At 31.5% G+C, this 16,236-nt stretch carries 10 protein-coding genes; 2 read left to right on the top strand and 8 right to left on the bottom strand.

Annotation, left to right across the window (positions count from 1 at the left end; genetic code table 11):
- The 8 genes from ACKI5C_RS03725 to ACKI5C_RS03690 all read right to left on the bottom strand — a co-directional run.
- A partial coding sequence (locus ACKI5C_RS03725) for a hypothetical protein (protein ID WP_407431874.1) occupies window positions 1–338 on the bottom strand: 338 nt, incomplete at its 3' end.
- Window positions 339–558: 220 nt separating this feature from the next.
- Window positions 559–693, bottom strand: coding sequence for a hypothetical protein (locus ACKI5C_RS03720; RefSeq protein ID WP_407431873.1), 135 nt, complete (start codon window positions 691–693; stop codon window positions 559–561).
- Window positions 686–910 carry a hypothetical protein gene (locus ACKI5C_RS03715; RefSeq protein WP_407431872.1) on the bottom strand — a complete coding sequence of 75 codons (225 nt, stop codon included), beginning with the start codon at window positions 908–910 and terminating at the stop codon, window positions 686–688. Before ACKI5C_RS03715 ends, ACKI5C_RS03720 begins: the two co-directional genes overlap by 8 nt.
- A 1-nt stretch (window position 911) precedes the next feature.
- On the bottom strand, window positions 912–1,229 hold the full coding sequence (locus ACKI5C_RS03710) for a hypothetical protein (RefSeq protein ID WP_407431871.1): 318 nt from the start codon (window positions 1,227–1,229) through the stop codon (window positions 912–914).
- Window positions 1,230–1,378: 149 nt separating this feature from the next.
- Complete coding sequence (locus ACKI5C_RS03705; protein WP_407431870.1) at window positions 1,379–1,540, bottom strand: hypothetical protein; 162 nt, start codon at window positions 1,538–1,540, stop codon at window positions 1,379–1,381.
- Window positions 1,541–2,219: 679 nt separating this feature from the next.
- Window positions 2,220–3,335 (bottom strand): site-specific integrase, encoded by a 1,116-nt coding sequence (locus ACKI5C_RS03700; protein ID WP_407431869.1) that lies wholly within the window; start codon window positions 3,333–3,335, stop codon window positions 2,220–2,222.
- 409 nt (window positions 3,336–3,744) lie between these two features.
- Window positions 3,745–13,989: an amino acid adenylation domain-containing protein gene (locus ACKI5C_RS03695; RefSeq protein ID WP_407431868.1), complete on the bottom strand. Its 10,245-nt coding sequence runs from the start codon at window positions 13,987–13,989 to the stop codon at window positions 3,745–3,747.
- Window positions 13,990–14,674: 685 nt separating this feature from the next.
- Entirely contained in the window at window positions 14,675–15,076 is a 402-nt protein-coding gene (locus tag ACKI5C_RS03690) for a winged helix-turn-helix transcriptional regulator (RefSeq protein WP_407431867.1), read from the bottom strand.
- Window positions 15,077–15,157: 81 nt separating this feature from the next.
- On the opposite strand from ACKI5C_RS03690, the gene ACKI5C_RS03685 reads away from it, so the two are divergent.
- Together ACKI5C_RS03685 and ACKI5C_RS03680 are read left to right on the top strand one after the other, a co-directional pair.
- The gene (locus tag ACKI5C_RS03685) at window positions 15,158–16,003 is read left to right on the top strand and encodes a methanogenesis marker 8 protein (protein WP_407431866.1); all 846 of its coding nucleotides are present in this window, start codon (window positions 15,158–15,160) and stop codon (window positions 16,001–16,003) included.
- On the top strand, window positions 16,004–16,236 hold a 233-nt coding region (locus ACKI5C_RS03680), incomplete at its 3' end, for a ketopantoate reductase family protein (protein ID WP_407431865.1).

Genomic DNA, 16,236 nt, shown 5'->3' with positions numbered 1-16,236 from the left:
GACTGGTTTTGTGTAACCATTTTTTCAGCTGTCATTTCTTCAGCGCTGACTTCTCCAGCCCCTATCAGTTCTGCAATAGCTCTGTTGGTTGCACGGGTTTTTGCAGTAGACATGATAGTGTGATCGGAAACTTTGTCTTTTCCTTTTTCACTTCTGGAGCATAGTGCATCTGATTCGACACTTCTGCCATTTGGAAGAGTTGCACGAACACAGTAGTAGGCTTCACGCACCCTTCCCATTCTGGTTCGCTCAAGGTCACGGTCCACTATTTCAGTATCCACGTTAAATGCACGGGATAGCTTCTGCCATGCGGATTTCTTTTTGAAGTGTCTTTTCACGCTGACATAGTTGCCGGCTTCATCTTTTTCTTTGACTATGATTTCCTGATAGTCTGTTTCGTTCAACAGTCCTTTACAGAGTTTTTGATATGCGTCCCACTGTTCAATAGCTGTATCGACATCGGGAACGTTATCAACAACTTTCATTACCTCATTTTCCTGAGGATTTTCTATAAGTTCAGCTTTTACCATATTATCACCTTAAATATTATTGGAGGAGTTAGACTCCCCCTGTACTTGTTGCAATTCCAATCCATCCGATTATTATAGCAAATGCAGTGCTTCCAATAAAAACCAATTTTGGATTAATCTTCATTGGTTCCGGTTTCGGGTATAATCTTGCTGGTTTAGGCATATTGACCAAATCTCCTGATGCAGATTTCAATAATTAAATTCAAGTTAATTATTTTAGTTATTCCTCCTTTTTTACGGATTACTAATGTTTTATTGTCAGGGAATTTCAGTTCATCTGATTTCAATGCAACAGATTGAGGATTTTCATTTGCAGATATGAAAGCGATGAAATGTTTATCATCAAGGCTTTCCTGCATTTCAAGAATTGTCTCCTGCATATCAGTCATCTCCTTTGTTTTTCCTAAATCCAACAATGAAAGCTTCTCCCCTTATGAATTTGATTAGGCCAATGTCACCTGCAGCAGCATAATGAATCAAGCCCAACAGCTTTGAATGTATCATTGTCTGGTAGGCCTTTTTACCGCCATCCACAAGCACAATACCATCATCGTCAATGTAGAGGATAACCTGTTCCATATCACCTTTGGCAACCTTAATCTCGCCCCTGTGGGTGAGGATGCCGTGGTAGTTGTCATCGAACTGATTGCGAGTGGTTATCTCAGCCACCTGTCTTTTGAATGGTGAATAGCTATTCATGCAATTCACCTGAATCCTTGATATAAATTAATACTGCCCATATGTCATCCCATACGTCTCTTGGGACTAAAACATGAGGCACTCCATTCACGTCTTGCTCTAACATATTAGTCTCCTTTAATATTTTTGATTTCATTTCAACCTCTAAGCTATTGATCCAGTTTCAGTATCTTGATTCTATACATCTCAAAGAATTCCCTTTCATTTCTTATGTTTTCTGTTTCAGTTATCTCATCAATAGCTTCTTCAAGTGCCTGGAAGTTATTTGTAATAATTACTTCACCCGTCCGGGGTTTTATTATACCGCACATTTTTTTCATCTCCTTGTTTCCCATTGTATTACGGGGGTGTGCAAATTCAACGGTCTAAAACTCATCAGGGTCAGAAGTTTTTGAAAAACAAAAATAGTATTGGAGTAAAATCAACTTTCCGTTCTTTTCCCAATATTTAGAATAAAATAAGTTTTGCTTTGTTTAATGTGGCAATATTTATATATTCCTTAAAATAAACTAGATATTGGGTTAAGTTTTGAAAAGTATTAATTTTTAACATGTTTGTCGACTTGCTAATCATTTTTATTTTTCTCACACTGACCCTTTAGGATTATATCAAAAATAATATTATAGCTCGTTGTTCAAATAACATTATTTTTTATAATCCTTTTCTCATGATCTTTTTTTTATTGCTTTTCTCGATATTTTACCTCCATATGTTGACTGTTTGCGGATTACGGGGGAAAGTTGTATGGGAGTGAAAAATTGCTTTCACTTCGTAAAATTGTTCCCATCCCATAATGGCAATTATACTTCTGTAAAAATGAATATATAAACATTTTGTTTTGTATTTTACTGAATATCGTTTAAAAAATAGTTTAATTCAATATTGATTTGTTTATCCATAAAAATAAAACACCGATGTTTTTACAATTGGTGTTTAACAAAAAAAGTAAAGAATAGTGAAATGTATAAATTTCACTTTTCAGTTAATAGATTATTTGCCTGCTTCAGGCATACGTGATATGATACTGGCCACATCACTTTCAAGTTTATGTATCCTGTTCTGATACACTTCATTTTCTTTTTCCAATTGCATAAACTCAGGAGATTTGATGGTTAACTTTTTAACATCAGTATTTATTGTAATGGCTGGCAAATGTTTAATGTATTCATATTTCAGGTCTTCAGGATTTGTCATAAAGTAAACTGAATCTGTTGAATTTTTGGCTTTTCCCTGCAGATCGTTAACCTTATCCAGACTCATGCCGTCATTATAAAGAGCGCTTGCATGAAATTTCCTCATCATGTGGCTTCTGAATCTTCCGTAGTTTCCAACTCTTCCAAGATTAAGGGTATCATTTATTTTCTGATAGTGATAAGTCAGACGCCTTTCACTTATTTTAAAAAGCGGACTTTCATCTGTTAATTCATCTTCTCTGGTTAAGAGATATCCATTGATAGCCTTAACTGCTTCGGGACTGCAATATGTAATGTAATATTTGTTTGTTTTTCTCCTTAACAACCTGAATGTAGGAATAATATCGCCGGCATCACTTAGATAATCAATTATATCATAAATGTCTCTTTTCCTGCGGGGAAGATATTCTGAAAGAGCATCAATATAATCTTTAATGGTCAGACCTAATGTTTCAGCTTTGGCACATCCGCTGGATGCGGAAAACAGAATTATTGCTTTCATTAATGGTGGTGCTATTTTAAATGCTTCTCTGATTATTTCTTTGTCAGGCAAATCTTTGAAGTAGATTGGTTGAGATTTTTTTACGGATTTTTGATTGATTCTAGGTAGTTTTCCCACTTCAATGTCATAGAATTTGTAGAAAAATTGGATGATGGTAATGTCTTTTTTTACAGTATTCCATGCGGAAGTTTCTAATAAATGATGTCTGTATTCAAGCAGTTTAGTTTTTAAACGGCTGTATTTCCATCTAACATTATTTCTTTCATCTTCCTCAGCTTCATCAAGAAGTTCCTGAAGGCTCATACCATAATATTCGCTGTATTTCCTTAATGCATTACTATAGTTACGCTGTGTTCTCTCAGCGTGGTTGCAGTTTATCGCTAAATTTTTTAGTAGCTCGTTGTTCATCATACTTATCACCTATGTTATTCACATATAAAAAAAGTTGAGTGAGAGCATTTGATAAGTAAAATTTTTCAAAATGTGATAAGTGGAACAACTATTTCATGAGTCATATTGACACTCAACAAAAGTTAATCTAAGTCTATTTTTACCAATAACTCCATAAATCATGTTTTTTTCCAGAACAAGTTCATGAATTGGATTCAACAAGTTTTAAATAAGCTTTATGGTTTTGTAGAAACCTCATTTTTATTGAATTTGAGTTGATTGTAGATGTTGTAGATTGTATTTTTGAGTTTTGTTTCTTTATTTGATAATTGTGGCTTCTGCTTTGGTTTATCATGTTGAGTATTCTTTTTATTGCACTAAATATGGATTTAACGCTTTGTAAAAATTGAATGGGATTTTTTACAAACCCTTATTTTAAAAGATTGCTTAAATTATCGGTTACGTCTGCATTGATAATATTGGATAAAACTGATATGAATGTGTTTTTGAAATCTTCAACCATCTTATCGGAATATTTGTTTGAATTTACAATTACTAAAGTATAGTTTTCACCATATTGCATAAGTTCAACAAAGAATTCTGTTATGAAGTCTCCAAATGTATTAAGAATTTCATTAATGATTTCTGAAGAGTTAATGTCTTCTATATCCTCAATCTCATGTGAAATCCGATTTGGTACATAGTGGAATAAAATGTTAACTTCAAAATTATATTTTTGATAAAGTAACAGGATTGGATAATAGCTATGTTTCATTGCTCCATAAACAATTTCTGAAACATTATCAATATATGAATTTATGCTTTGATTCTTACAGTCAATCAATAACGGCATGACGTTGGATGTCATGTCTATGAAATTGTCACCAAAGCGGTCACGTCCGTTTTCTATCATTGTAAATATAACCTTATCGCTTGCAACAAATTGGGATAACGAATATGCAAAGGCACTGGTGAACAATATATTTTCACTAATTCCATTATTTTTTAAATAGGTTTTTAGTGCTTTTTTATCAATGTTCAACTCATATTGTGTCATATTATATCCTTCTGACGGATTGTCTTCTAATAATACTCCTGCTTCATTAACATCTGCCAACATGGATCCATAAAACTCGCTTGCCTCGTCGAATTTATCAGTATTTTTTATGTGATGTGTAAAAGCGGATGCTTTTAAAAATGTATCGTCCAAATCAATACTTCCTCCATCAAGAAGGGTCTGGAAATCACGGTCAAATACTCCCATAGAAGTAGCATCAAAAATAATATGGTGAATTACGTAAAACAAATAATATGAAGTTTCAGATTCTATAATCATGAATTTGGACAAATGCTCATATAAATCTAAACTTTCAGAAGCAAAATCGAATATAATGTCTCTGTCAAAATTGGAATATATTGAAATTGGAGGTTTTGGTCCTTTTTTCAGATATGGATATTCTCCTTTAAGCAATTTCATGGCAGTTATAAGCATGTTATAAAGGCCTTTCACATTCCTTAATCCGTATGATTTGACTATTCCCATTATGTCTTTTATTCCAAATTTTTTAGCTATGCTTATTGAATCCTTAAGCAGCTGTGTAGTGCTCATGTTATTTTCTTCATTTACTTCATAATCCTTAGTTAAACGCATACCTAAAATTGGATGGGCATTTAACATTCCGTCCAATGCATCAGTTATATTTTCAAGACTGTATTTTTTTGGAATCTTTATATAATTATGAACATGATAAGCGTTATCTTTATTATAAATGGTTACGTCTGCCAATACGTTGATTTGTGCCGCATTCAATGGACAACCACTTTCCAAAGAATAAATATCCAAGTCAAAGGAAAGGTCAGTAATGTTTTTTGCAATTGCTTCAGGAGTGCGGAAGTTTAAAATATCTACCATGGTGATATCATCTGAGTCGATATAAGATAATAACTTAATGGCAGTCATCGAATCTCCTCCTAAACGGATGAAATCATCATATATACTAATTTTATCAATATTTAATGCTTTTTCAAAGGCTTCAACTATTTCTTTTTCTTTTTCATTTCTTGGTGCAACATAATCTGCATGCAATAGGCCAAAATCAACTTCAGGTAAAGCACGTTTATCCACTTTACCATTAACATTTAAAGGAATTTCATCTAAACGAACAACGAAAGAGGGCACCATATAAGCAGGTTCACGGTCTTCAACATAACTGCGAACCGCATCAATTAATTCATCACCATCCAAATCATTATTTACAACAACATAAGCGACTAACTCGTTATTGCCTTCATGGGTTGTGACTTGAACAGTACATTCATCCAAATAATCAATATTGTTTATTACATATTCAACTTCAGATAATTCTACACGGTTTCCTCTTATTTTAACCTGACTATCACGACGACCAACAATACCTAATGTACCATCAGGCAAGAATCTAACTACATCTCCAGTACGGTATAGGCGTTCATAACCCTCTTCATCATCAAATGTATTCTCAAAGAATGCTTTTTCATTTTCATCTTTCCTATTTAAGTACCTCGGTGTCAATTGAGCGCCTGCAAGGTACAACTCACCAACAGCACCAATAGGCAATCTACGCTGCTGGTTGTCCAATACATAACCTTTAACATTACTGATGAAACGACCAATACTTGAATGATGCATGCGCTTATTAGCAAAAATACTTGTGGAAATTGCTAAGTTTTCTGAAGGACCATACGATTCAAACGAACCAATGGAATCGGGAGCATTTAATTCACCAAGTTTCATACCGCCAAAACACAATAGTTTAATTGTGGTATCCATACCTGACTCAGCGAACAATTTGCCCACCTGACTTGTAATAAAAGTATGGGTACAATTATGTTCAACGAAATAATCATTAAAAGCTTTTAAATCCAATCTGATATCCTCCGGAACAACATATAAACCACCACCAGTTATAACAGAAGAATATAGTCCATGAACATGCATATCAAATACATATGAACAGTGCATACCATAAATATCATCAGAGGTAAAGTTGGTTTCTTCCACATACCATGAAACTAGATTATTTACAGCTTTGCGAGTGACTAAAACTCCTTTTGGAACTCCTGTAGTACCGCTGGTATACAATACACAAGCAACATCCTTATCGTCAACATCAACCCTATTAATGTAATTCGAACTGCCAATTTCATCATCAAGAATGCCTGACACATTTAAAACTTTAATGTCCAAATTATTTTCATCAATAATATTAAGCATACGACGTTCTGTCTCGTCAGCGACAATAACTACATTAACATCAGTGTCTGTCAGCATGAATTTTATACGCTCATCAGGATATGTAACATCAACTGGAACATAAATGCATCCAACTGATAGGGTGGCCATAGGTGCTAATAGGAACCATTCGGAACGCTCAACAAATAAACCAACAAAGTTCTGTTTTTCAACCCCCAAATCCAACAATTTGCTTGCAATTTCATTAACAATGAATGCACCTTCGCCATGAGTATAGCTGGCATTCTCATAACCAACAAGAAGGTTATTTTTACATGATTTTAAATTATCATTGAACTGATCTAAAATATCATCATGGGCAAATTTATGTGCAGTTTGATTATAACTGTCTAAAATTTCTATATCTGATTTTGAAACAAAATCAATTTCAGACAACCTCTCAACATTCATTATTTGAGATAATATTGACTTATATGATTCAACAAAGCGGTCTATCAGGTCTTTTGAATACTTTTCAGAATACATGATATTTAAAATATAATTTTCGCCTCTTTGAATAACGCCTGCATTAAAATCATTGATTAACTCTTCTGCATATACCATAGTATCCTGGTCTATTTTAAATTTGGTTTCACCAGATTCATTATCAATTTTAATCCATTCTGGGAAGTATTGGAATGAAATACTTGAATCAAGGTCATATTCATTTGCAAGCAATCTGAATGGATAATAGTTATAACTCATTACATTATAAGTCAAATCGGACATGTATTCAAAGAATGAACTGACATCCTGATTCTTACAATCCACTAAAAGAGGCAATGTATTTACAAACATGCCAATTGAATTGTAATTATTAAATCTGTCACGTCCATTTTCATAAATATTGAATAATACTTTATCGCTGCCGACAAATCTGGACAATGTGTATGCAAATATACTGGTGAATAGAACATTTTCACTAACATTTAATCTATCCAGGAAGGATTTTAATAAATTATTATCAATTCCTAAATCCCTTTCTGACACTCCAGGACCATCAGAAGATACAGATTCCAATAATAATCCTGCATCATTGGAATCAGTAAGCATCTTATCATAAAACTTGTGCGCATTAACATACTCTTCGGTATCTGATATTTGTTTGGCAAAAGCGGATGACTTTAAGAATGAGTCATCCACATCCACAGCTTCACCATCAAGAATTTTCAAAAAGTCTTGTTTAAATACTGAAGAAGACATTCTATCAAATATTATATGGTTGAAAACAGCAAATAATGAATAACAATCATCATTTTCAACAATTAGGAATCTGGATAAACTGTTATGTAAATCAAATGGTTTTGCTAAATATTCCATAGCTGAATTTTCATCAAAATTATTTTCAACACGAATATCTGGTTTTGGTCCTTTTACAAGATATGGAACATCAAATTCATCGCTGACATGCATCCTTAAGATAGGATGTGTCTCAAACATAATATCTAATGTATCTTGTATTCTATTAATATCATATTCCTTAGAAATGTCCATGATAAGAGGAATTAAATAAGAATCAAATTTATTTTTAGCAATAATGTCCAAGTAAACATTTAATTGAGGTTCATTCAATGGACATCCAGTTTCCAATGAATAAATATCTAAATCCAAAGAAATTTCACTGATATTATTTGCAATTGCATATGGGGTGCGCAAACTCATAATGTCTGCAGCGGTAATATTATAATCATTAAGATAAGACAATAACTTAATGGCAGTTAAAGAATCACCGCCTAAACGAGTAAAATCATCGTATATGCCTATTCTATCCAAATCAAATACTTTTTCAAAGGCTTCAACTATCTTTTTTTCTTTTTCATTAGTTGGTGCAACATAGTCTGCATATAAAGAATCAAAATCAACTTTAGGCAATGCATGCTTATCAACTTTTCCATTGACATTTAATGGAATATTATCTAGCTTAATTACATATGATGGAATCATATATTCAGGTTTACGTTCATCAACAAAACTGGAAATGGCTTCCTTAAGCTCATCATTATCCATTTCATTGGATGTGGTTACATATGCTACTAATTCATTATTGGTGCCATTTTCAACTGTCTGAACAGTTAAATCTTCAATGAAATCGATTTCACGAATGACTGCTTCGATTTCTGATAGTTCTACACGATTTCCTCTGATTTTAACTTGTCTGTCCTTACGGCCAGCAATAGCTAATGATCCGTCACTTAAAACTCTTACCAGGTCGCCTGTACGATATATTACACTATAATCATCATTGTCTTCAAATGGGTTGTCTAAAAATGCTTCATCTGTTTCTTTTGGACGGTTTAGATATCCTTTAGCGACCTGATGACCTGCAAGATATAATTCTCCAACAGCACCTACAGTTACACGCCTCATTTCTTCATCCAAAACATATGCTTTAGTATTATCAAACAGGTGACCAATTGACGAAGAATCAACTTTATCGGATACGTTAATGCTGGTTACATCAATAAATGTTTCAGTTGGTCCATAAGTGTCAACAAAACGATAAGTAGGGGTTGTTTCAATTTCACCTAATTTTTCACCGCCGGTACATAAAAGTTTTAAAGAAGTGTTGTTTTGGTTTATAAATAATTTTGCGACCTGTGCTGGAAGGTGTGCGTATGTTACTCCATTTTCAATGAAATGTTTATTTAATCCATTCATATTTAATTTAATATCATTTGGAATTATATTCAGGCAAGCGCCAGCATAAATTGAAGAAAATATTGACTCCATTGACACATCAAATCCGATTGAAGCAAACAAAGCAATAATGTCATTCTGAGATAATTCATATTTTTCAATATAATTGTGGGTAAAATTAATAACGGCTTTTCTAGTAACCTTTACACCTTTAGGAACACCAGTAGTACCACTAGTATAAAAAATACAAGCCAAATCATCACAAACAACAGGTAAATTAGATAACCTGCCCAAATCTTTCTTAAGAATGTTGGAAACATTTAAAAGAGTTATATTTTCAGATAATTCCATAACACGATTATATGTCTCATCACTTACAATTACTACCTTAGGATTAGTATCCTCTAAAATGAATTTAATTCTACTATCGGGTTGGGTATCATCCAGCGGAACATAAACCGCTCCGACAGACAAGATACCTAGAATATTAAACATGTACAGTTCAGATCTTTCAACTAAAAAAGCAACAGAATCCTGATTTTCAACACCTAAATCAGATAAGGATTTAGCTATTTTATCAGCAATAAAAGCACCTTGAGAATAGGTGTATGAATTGTCATTATATGTTACAAGTTTATTATTCGGATATTTGGAGAGATTTTCATTAAATGCATCCAGGATGTCATTATACTCTAAAGCATTCTCAGTTTCATTATAAGAATCTAATAATTTCAAATCCGATGCTGGAGTGTAATTTATATCTGATAACTCTTCAACATCCATTATACTCTTTAGAATTGATTTATATACATTTAAAAATTGTCCAATAAATTCTTTGGAATATTTATCGGAAAAGAATATTCTTATTTCCATCTCATCATGGCCCATATTGAAAATGTAAAATGACAAATCCCTTTGCAGGTCATGTTTCAATTGATGTACAGCTACATTTTTAAAAATATCGTGAGCATATTGGAATGAAATATTTGTATTCAAGTCATATTCATTTACCAAAACGTAGAACGGATATAAATCATACTGCATAACTGAATTGATTAAAGTGCTTGAATAATCTAAAAATGAATCAACGCTTTGATTTTTGCAATCTATCAAAAGAGGTAATGTTTTTACAAACATCCCGACAGATTCTGATAAATCAATATGGCCTCTGCCGTCTTCAAGAAGATTAAACAGGACTTTGGAAGATCCGGTAAATCTTGATAAAGTGTAGGCAAAAACACTTGCAAAGAATTGGTTATGAGTTAAGGATTTGTTTTGTAAAAATGAAGATAAAATCTCATTATCCATTTTAAAAGTATCAATATACTCAAATTGGTTATCTTTATCTATTGAAGGCAATAAATCATATGCTTTATCTCTATCTGCCAACATTTCATCTAAAAACTGTTGAGCATCATTTAAATATTTGGAATCTAAATTCTTTTCAAATGTTATTTGTCTTAAAATTCCATTATCAACAAAATCGACATCCTCATTATTTAAAAGGGAATACAATTTATCCAGTAAAATATTTAGTGATGTTCCATCAAAAATCAAATGGTGAATGTCGATACATAAGCTTGTGGAAAGCTCGTCACTGACAATCAAAAATCTGGATAAAGATTTATCCAATTCAAAAGGCCTTACAAATGAGTTAATATCATCTAAAGTTCCTTCTTTAATTTCTACATTTGCATCAAAAATACATTCTGACAAATTATTGGAATTGGCTACAATACGAGCCTTTAAAATAGGATATACTTCAATTAATTTATTTAAAGCATTTTTAATTTCCTCAACTGAATATTTGTCATCAAAATCTATTTTAAATGAATTATTATATCCCGTTCCCATATCATTAACCATTTCATCTAAATATACATTTAACTGTGATTCAGACAATGGGCATAATTCATTAAAACTGTATTTGCTCTCATCAACCATTAAATAATCATCTAAATTGAATTTGACATGATTTGCAATATCTTTTGGTGTAGAAAGACTTATTATTTCATTGGAAGATAATCTGATATTCAATTTTTCTTTTAATATTAACTGCAATTTCATTGCCGATAATGAATTGCCTCCCAGGGAAACAAAATCATCATCAATTGAAACAAAATCTAAATTTAAAACCTCTTTAAATGCATCAACGACACATCGGAGAACTTCATCATCTATTTCAATATCCTCATTATTTATAACGGCCTTCAATGAGTTTTTATCAATTTTCCCGTTAATGTTTAAAGGAATCTTGTCTAATTTAATAAAAAGAGAAGGAATCATATAATCAGGCAGTTCAGTCTTTAAAGCTTCTTTGACATCTTCAATAATCAAATCATCATTTGCCGTATAATACATAATTAAATTATCATTATCTACATCAATATAAACGTCTGAAATTTCTTTAAAGCTATTGATAATGTTTAATATTTCTTTGGATTCTATACGAAATCCTCTAACAGATAATTGATCATCTTCCCGCCCGATAATTTCAATTTCACCATCAAAGTTATAAAATCCGATGTCTCCTGTACGATATATTATTTTATTGTCTTCACAAGTAGAATAGGGATTGTCAATGAAAACTTCATCAGTTAATTCTTGATTGTTTAGATATCCTGGACTTATATAATTGTTAGACACACATATCTCGCCAGGTACTCCTATTGGCATTTGATTATTATTGTCATCCAAAATATAAATCCATGTATTGGCAACAGGCCTACCAAGAGGCACATTATTGTCCTTGATATCTTTTAAATCGTATGTCTTAGTTACTCCGCAGATTATTTCTGTTGTTCCATAAAAATTAATTAATCTTGTCTGTCTTTCTTTTTTGCTTAATTCGTTTAGTTTTGCACCTGCTAAAACGAGGTAATCTAATTGTAAATCTTCATTTTCATAAATTGGGATTCCGATACTTGGTGGCAATATTAAACTATTCATATGTTTTTCTTTAAGCTCTTTAATTAGCAGTAAACTGTCTTTTTGTTCTTTTTCATTGAATATTCTGCAGCATCCTCCATAATATAATGCTGCATAAATTACAAATCCCGCAACAAAAGTAAATCCGAGATAATGGCCAATTACATCTCCTTGTGAATAGTTAAAAATTTCTTTAAAAGATGTGCCCACGCCAGGAATTTGATTGTTGGAAACCATTACGCCTTTAGGAAGTCCTGTGGTTCCGGATGTAAATATAATTGTGAATAAATCATCACCGCGAGTAACAATATCAACATCAACATTATTGGTACGATTTAAATCTTCAATAGGGATAATCTCTTCTTTTAAATCAAATGAATTTGCAATTTCTTTAGTTGTAACAATATATTCAGTTTGGCTCATGTTTAGCATGTATTCAATACGTTTAATGGGATAAAAAATATCAATTGGAATAAATGTGGCTCCAATTTTATTCAATGCCAACATCAGTTCCGGAACATGATAAGTGCGGGGGAGCATTAAAGCAACACGACTTCCTAAACCGATGTCATAAAGTTCATGTAAATCATTGGCAATTGAGTTACTTGATTTTTCTAACTCTCCAAAAGTTATCTTATTTATTCCATCATCAACTGCAATGGCATCGGGATACTTTATGGCATTTTCACGAAAAGCATTGGATAAATATTTATTTTTATCAAACTCAACTGTTTTTCCTTTGCAATAATCTGAAAGCAATGCTTTTTCTTCATTTGAAAGAATATCAATATCACAGATAAGCTGATTAGGTGAATTTAAAATATTATTTATTAAACTTTCAATATTGCCAATCATGTGTTCAATATAAACGTCTGAAAACAAATCACAGTTATAAATAAGTTCTATGGAATTTTCATAGATGTTCAATGTTAAAGCCGAATTTTCACCATTATAGATGGTAATGTTTTTATTCAATTCTTTAAAATTATAAATGGAATAATAAGAGAAATTTTCATCTAAATAATTATCAATATCAATTTTAGTATGATTTAAAGCATTTTTAAAAGAGGAATTGAATTCATTTAACAAATCACTGAACGAATCATTGTCTTTGACATCTATCTTTAAAAGCGTATTTTTATCGAATAAGTTTGAATTGTCACTTGGAATGATGGTTTTTAACAAACAACCTTTAAGCCTGTCAATGTATGATAAATATAATGAAAAAATGCTTCCATAAAAATCAAATAAAGAACAGTTATTGTTTTTAATGAAAGAAAGAACAGAATCTTTAGGAGTATTGATTATTTGGGATTTATATTTGTCCTGTTTTAGATTATGGAATTTTGCATTTGTGCTTGCATTTGAAATATGCTTTTTCCAGTAGTTGAAATCCTTTTTAAAACCGGAAGAATTTAAATAATCTTTAACATTACTGTAATGAGAATATAAATCATATTTTGGATAAGATTTGTTCAAATCATCAAATAATTCGTAAAAATCATTTATTGATGTATAATCAAATATCAATGAACTTATATTTGCAAGAATTTTTAATTTTTTATTATTTTTTAGAACTAGGAACTTATAAAGAGGAACATCAATAACTTCATCGAAAGTAAAATTAAAAAATGAATGAATGATTTTTTCAATTTTCTCGTTTTCAAAATTAGAAACATCCCTTGTTTGGAAATTGATATCTTCCTCAATTATTTTCGCATCAAAATTTTTATCAAATTGCCAATTAAAAATATTCTTGCTGTTATTTAAAACATTTTTAATGACAGAATCGTCGTATTCATCAAGATTTATTAAAAATTTAATGTCATAACAATTCAAGGAAAATCCTCCTTTTAGGGATGATTGAACTTTAAGGCTGTAAGCGGGTTGATTTATCTCTATGTTGATTTTACCTCATTCAAGTTAGTATTATTACATACCTTTTTTATCCATAAATGCATCCTTTCAGTATTTTTGATTTTTTATAGTTATTTTAATTAATTATTTTTTTTCATTTCTTTATAAACATTTGTTAATTTCAAAAAATTGTGTGATTTGTATTTTCACTAGTTTTGAGACATGAATTTTATTCGTTCTACTTTTTCTTTATTTTTAATTTAAAAGTTAAAAAATTATTATATAATGTGAAACTTAAATATTAATATGTTTAGTAAAAATATTAAAATGTTATATGAATGTTTGATGTTAAAATAATATAAACTTTCTGATTTTGTACTAGAATTTTCTGCATTCCGTCAATCTGAGGATTTTTCTAGATTTAGTTGTAAAATATTGCTGATAATCTGGAAGAGGTAAAATTCATTTTGAAATAAGGATTACTATCTATCTATGTTGTAAATCACATCATACTGTTAAAATTGTGCTAACTCTAACATGAAACAAGCCAAAAAAATCTGAAGTTGCATAATCCAGATTCACCACTGTTGATTGGTAAGGTTAAAGAGAGTGATGTTGTAAAAGAGGTTAGGGAACCTAGCTATATTGATAGACAACAAAAATTAATCTAGTAAATAAGTTTAGTTTCATTGTTTAAATCTAAGATTTTTAAATATTCGTTTTTAAGTTCTGTTTTTGTTTTTTCATCAAAATTTCCACTGTTTACCTCTTCCAAACCATAGATAAACATCATGTAGAGAATCTTGTTTAAGTTAAATCCTTTTGAGGTTAATTGATATTCTGTTTTAGGGTCATTTTCAAAAGTTTTTTTAACAATCAGATTATTATCTTCCATAAATTTCAATGTGTCGGTCAATACTCTATTGCTTAGCTTTTTTTCATTTTTAAATTCACTGAATTGTTTTTTTCCCAAAAATAGATCTCTGATAATGAAAATTACCCATTTTTTTGAAATTAATTTTAATGTATCATCTATTGGACAGTTATCGTCATAGTCTTTTATGTTCATTGTTCACCTTGTGGTAAGTTTTTGCTTACAAAATGTATTTATTACTATACATATATAACACTTGTTAAGAGTAGTGATATCATGCAGGACAAACATGTAATAGAAGCATTGGGAAAAGCAGAAGTAATAATTGAAAATGGCAAAATCACATCAATCGGCGAACCTCAGGTTGGTTATTGTTCAATATTTGAAAAATATCAGGATAACGGAGAATTGACAGAAGAATTCATTAAAAACAATATAACAAAAAGAATCAGCGAATTTGGAATGTGCACTCCACAAAGGTCAATAGATGTTCCAGACACCATGAGTTTCGGAACTAGTGAAACATTAAGAACAAACATGGAAAAGGGATATGTTGATTGTGTTGTGGGGGCTTGTGATGGTGTAGGAACACTGCTGATGAGCGAACCCGGTATAGTTCAGGGTGTTGGAGGCAGAGTGTCTGCATTGATAAGCACAACGCCTATCAAGGAAGTAATGGATAATGTTGGGATTGAAAATGTTTTAAATCCTGAAACAGCTGAATTAAATCCTATTAAAGGATTGCAAATGGCTATTGAAAGAGGTTATAAAAATATTGCAGTAACAATTATTCCAACTGAACTGATTAAGGATTTAAGGCAATATCCGAGGCCTGAAGATGTAAATGTCTATATTTTCGTAGCCCACACAACAGGTGTCAGCAAAAAGGAAGCTGAAATGCTTTTTGATTATGCTGATGTAATATCTGGCTGCTCTTCAAAATATATTCGGGAAACTGCAGAGCAGAGAAAACCATATTACTCTGGAAATAAGGTTCCATTATATGCCGTAACTGATGAGGGCAAAAGGTTATTGGATGTGAGATTAAAATATATCAACAAGCAGTTAAGCGCAAAAGATTATCCTCAGGATTTTAGCAATAGTCCTAAACCATTGATATAGGTGTTTAAAATTAAAGTCTTAATAATTGGAGCGGGTGCAATAGGATTGGCTGTTGGCGCATCATTGATATCCCAAAACATTGATGTATCATTTTACGCAAGCCATAAAACTGCCGTTTCATTAAAAGAAAACGGAGTGGGTCGTGAAGGATTGTTTAGACATCTTCATTTTGATTCATCATCATTTACTGTCTACACGGATTATAATCATATTCCCAAAGCCAGTTTTAATTA

The organism is Methanobrevibacter sp. (assembly GCF_045646045.1).
Lineage (GTDB): Archaea > Methanobacteriota > Methanobacteria > Methanobacteriales > Methanobacteriaceae > Methanocatella.
This window is presented reverse-complemented; position numbering and strand designations above follow the sequence as displayed.

Bases quoted from the DNA above. Each gene is read 5' to 3' on its own strand.
- ACKI5C_RS03720 (WP_407431873.1), bottom strand. From the start codon at position 693: ATGCCTAAACCAGCAAGATTATACCCGAAACCGGAACCAATGAAGATT.
- ACKI5C_RS03715 (WP_407431872.1), bottom strand. From the start codon at position 910: ATGCAGGAGACAATTCTTGAAATGCAGGAAAGCCTTGATGATAAACAT.
- ACKI5C_RS03710 (WP_407431871.1), bottom strand. From the start codon at position 1,229: ATGAATAGCTATTCACCATTCAAAAGACAGGTGGCTGAGATAACCACT.
- ACKI5C_RS03705 (WP_407431870.1), bottom strand. From the start codon at position 1,540: ATGTGCGGTATAATAAAACCCCGGACGGGTGAAGTAATTATTACAAAT.
- ACKI5C_RS03700 (WP_407431869.1), bottom strand. From the start codon at position 3,335: ATGATGAACAACGAGCTACTAAAAAATTTAGCGATAAACTGCAACCAC.
- ACKI5C_RS03690 (WP_407431867.1), bottom strand. From the start codon at position 15,076: ATGAACATAAAAGACTATGACGATAACTGTCCAATAGATGATACATTA.
- ACKI5C_RS03685 (WP_407431866.1), top strand. From the start codon at position 15,158: ATGCAGGACAAACATGTAATAGAAGCATTGGGAAAAGCAGAAGTAATA.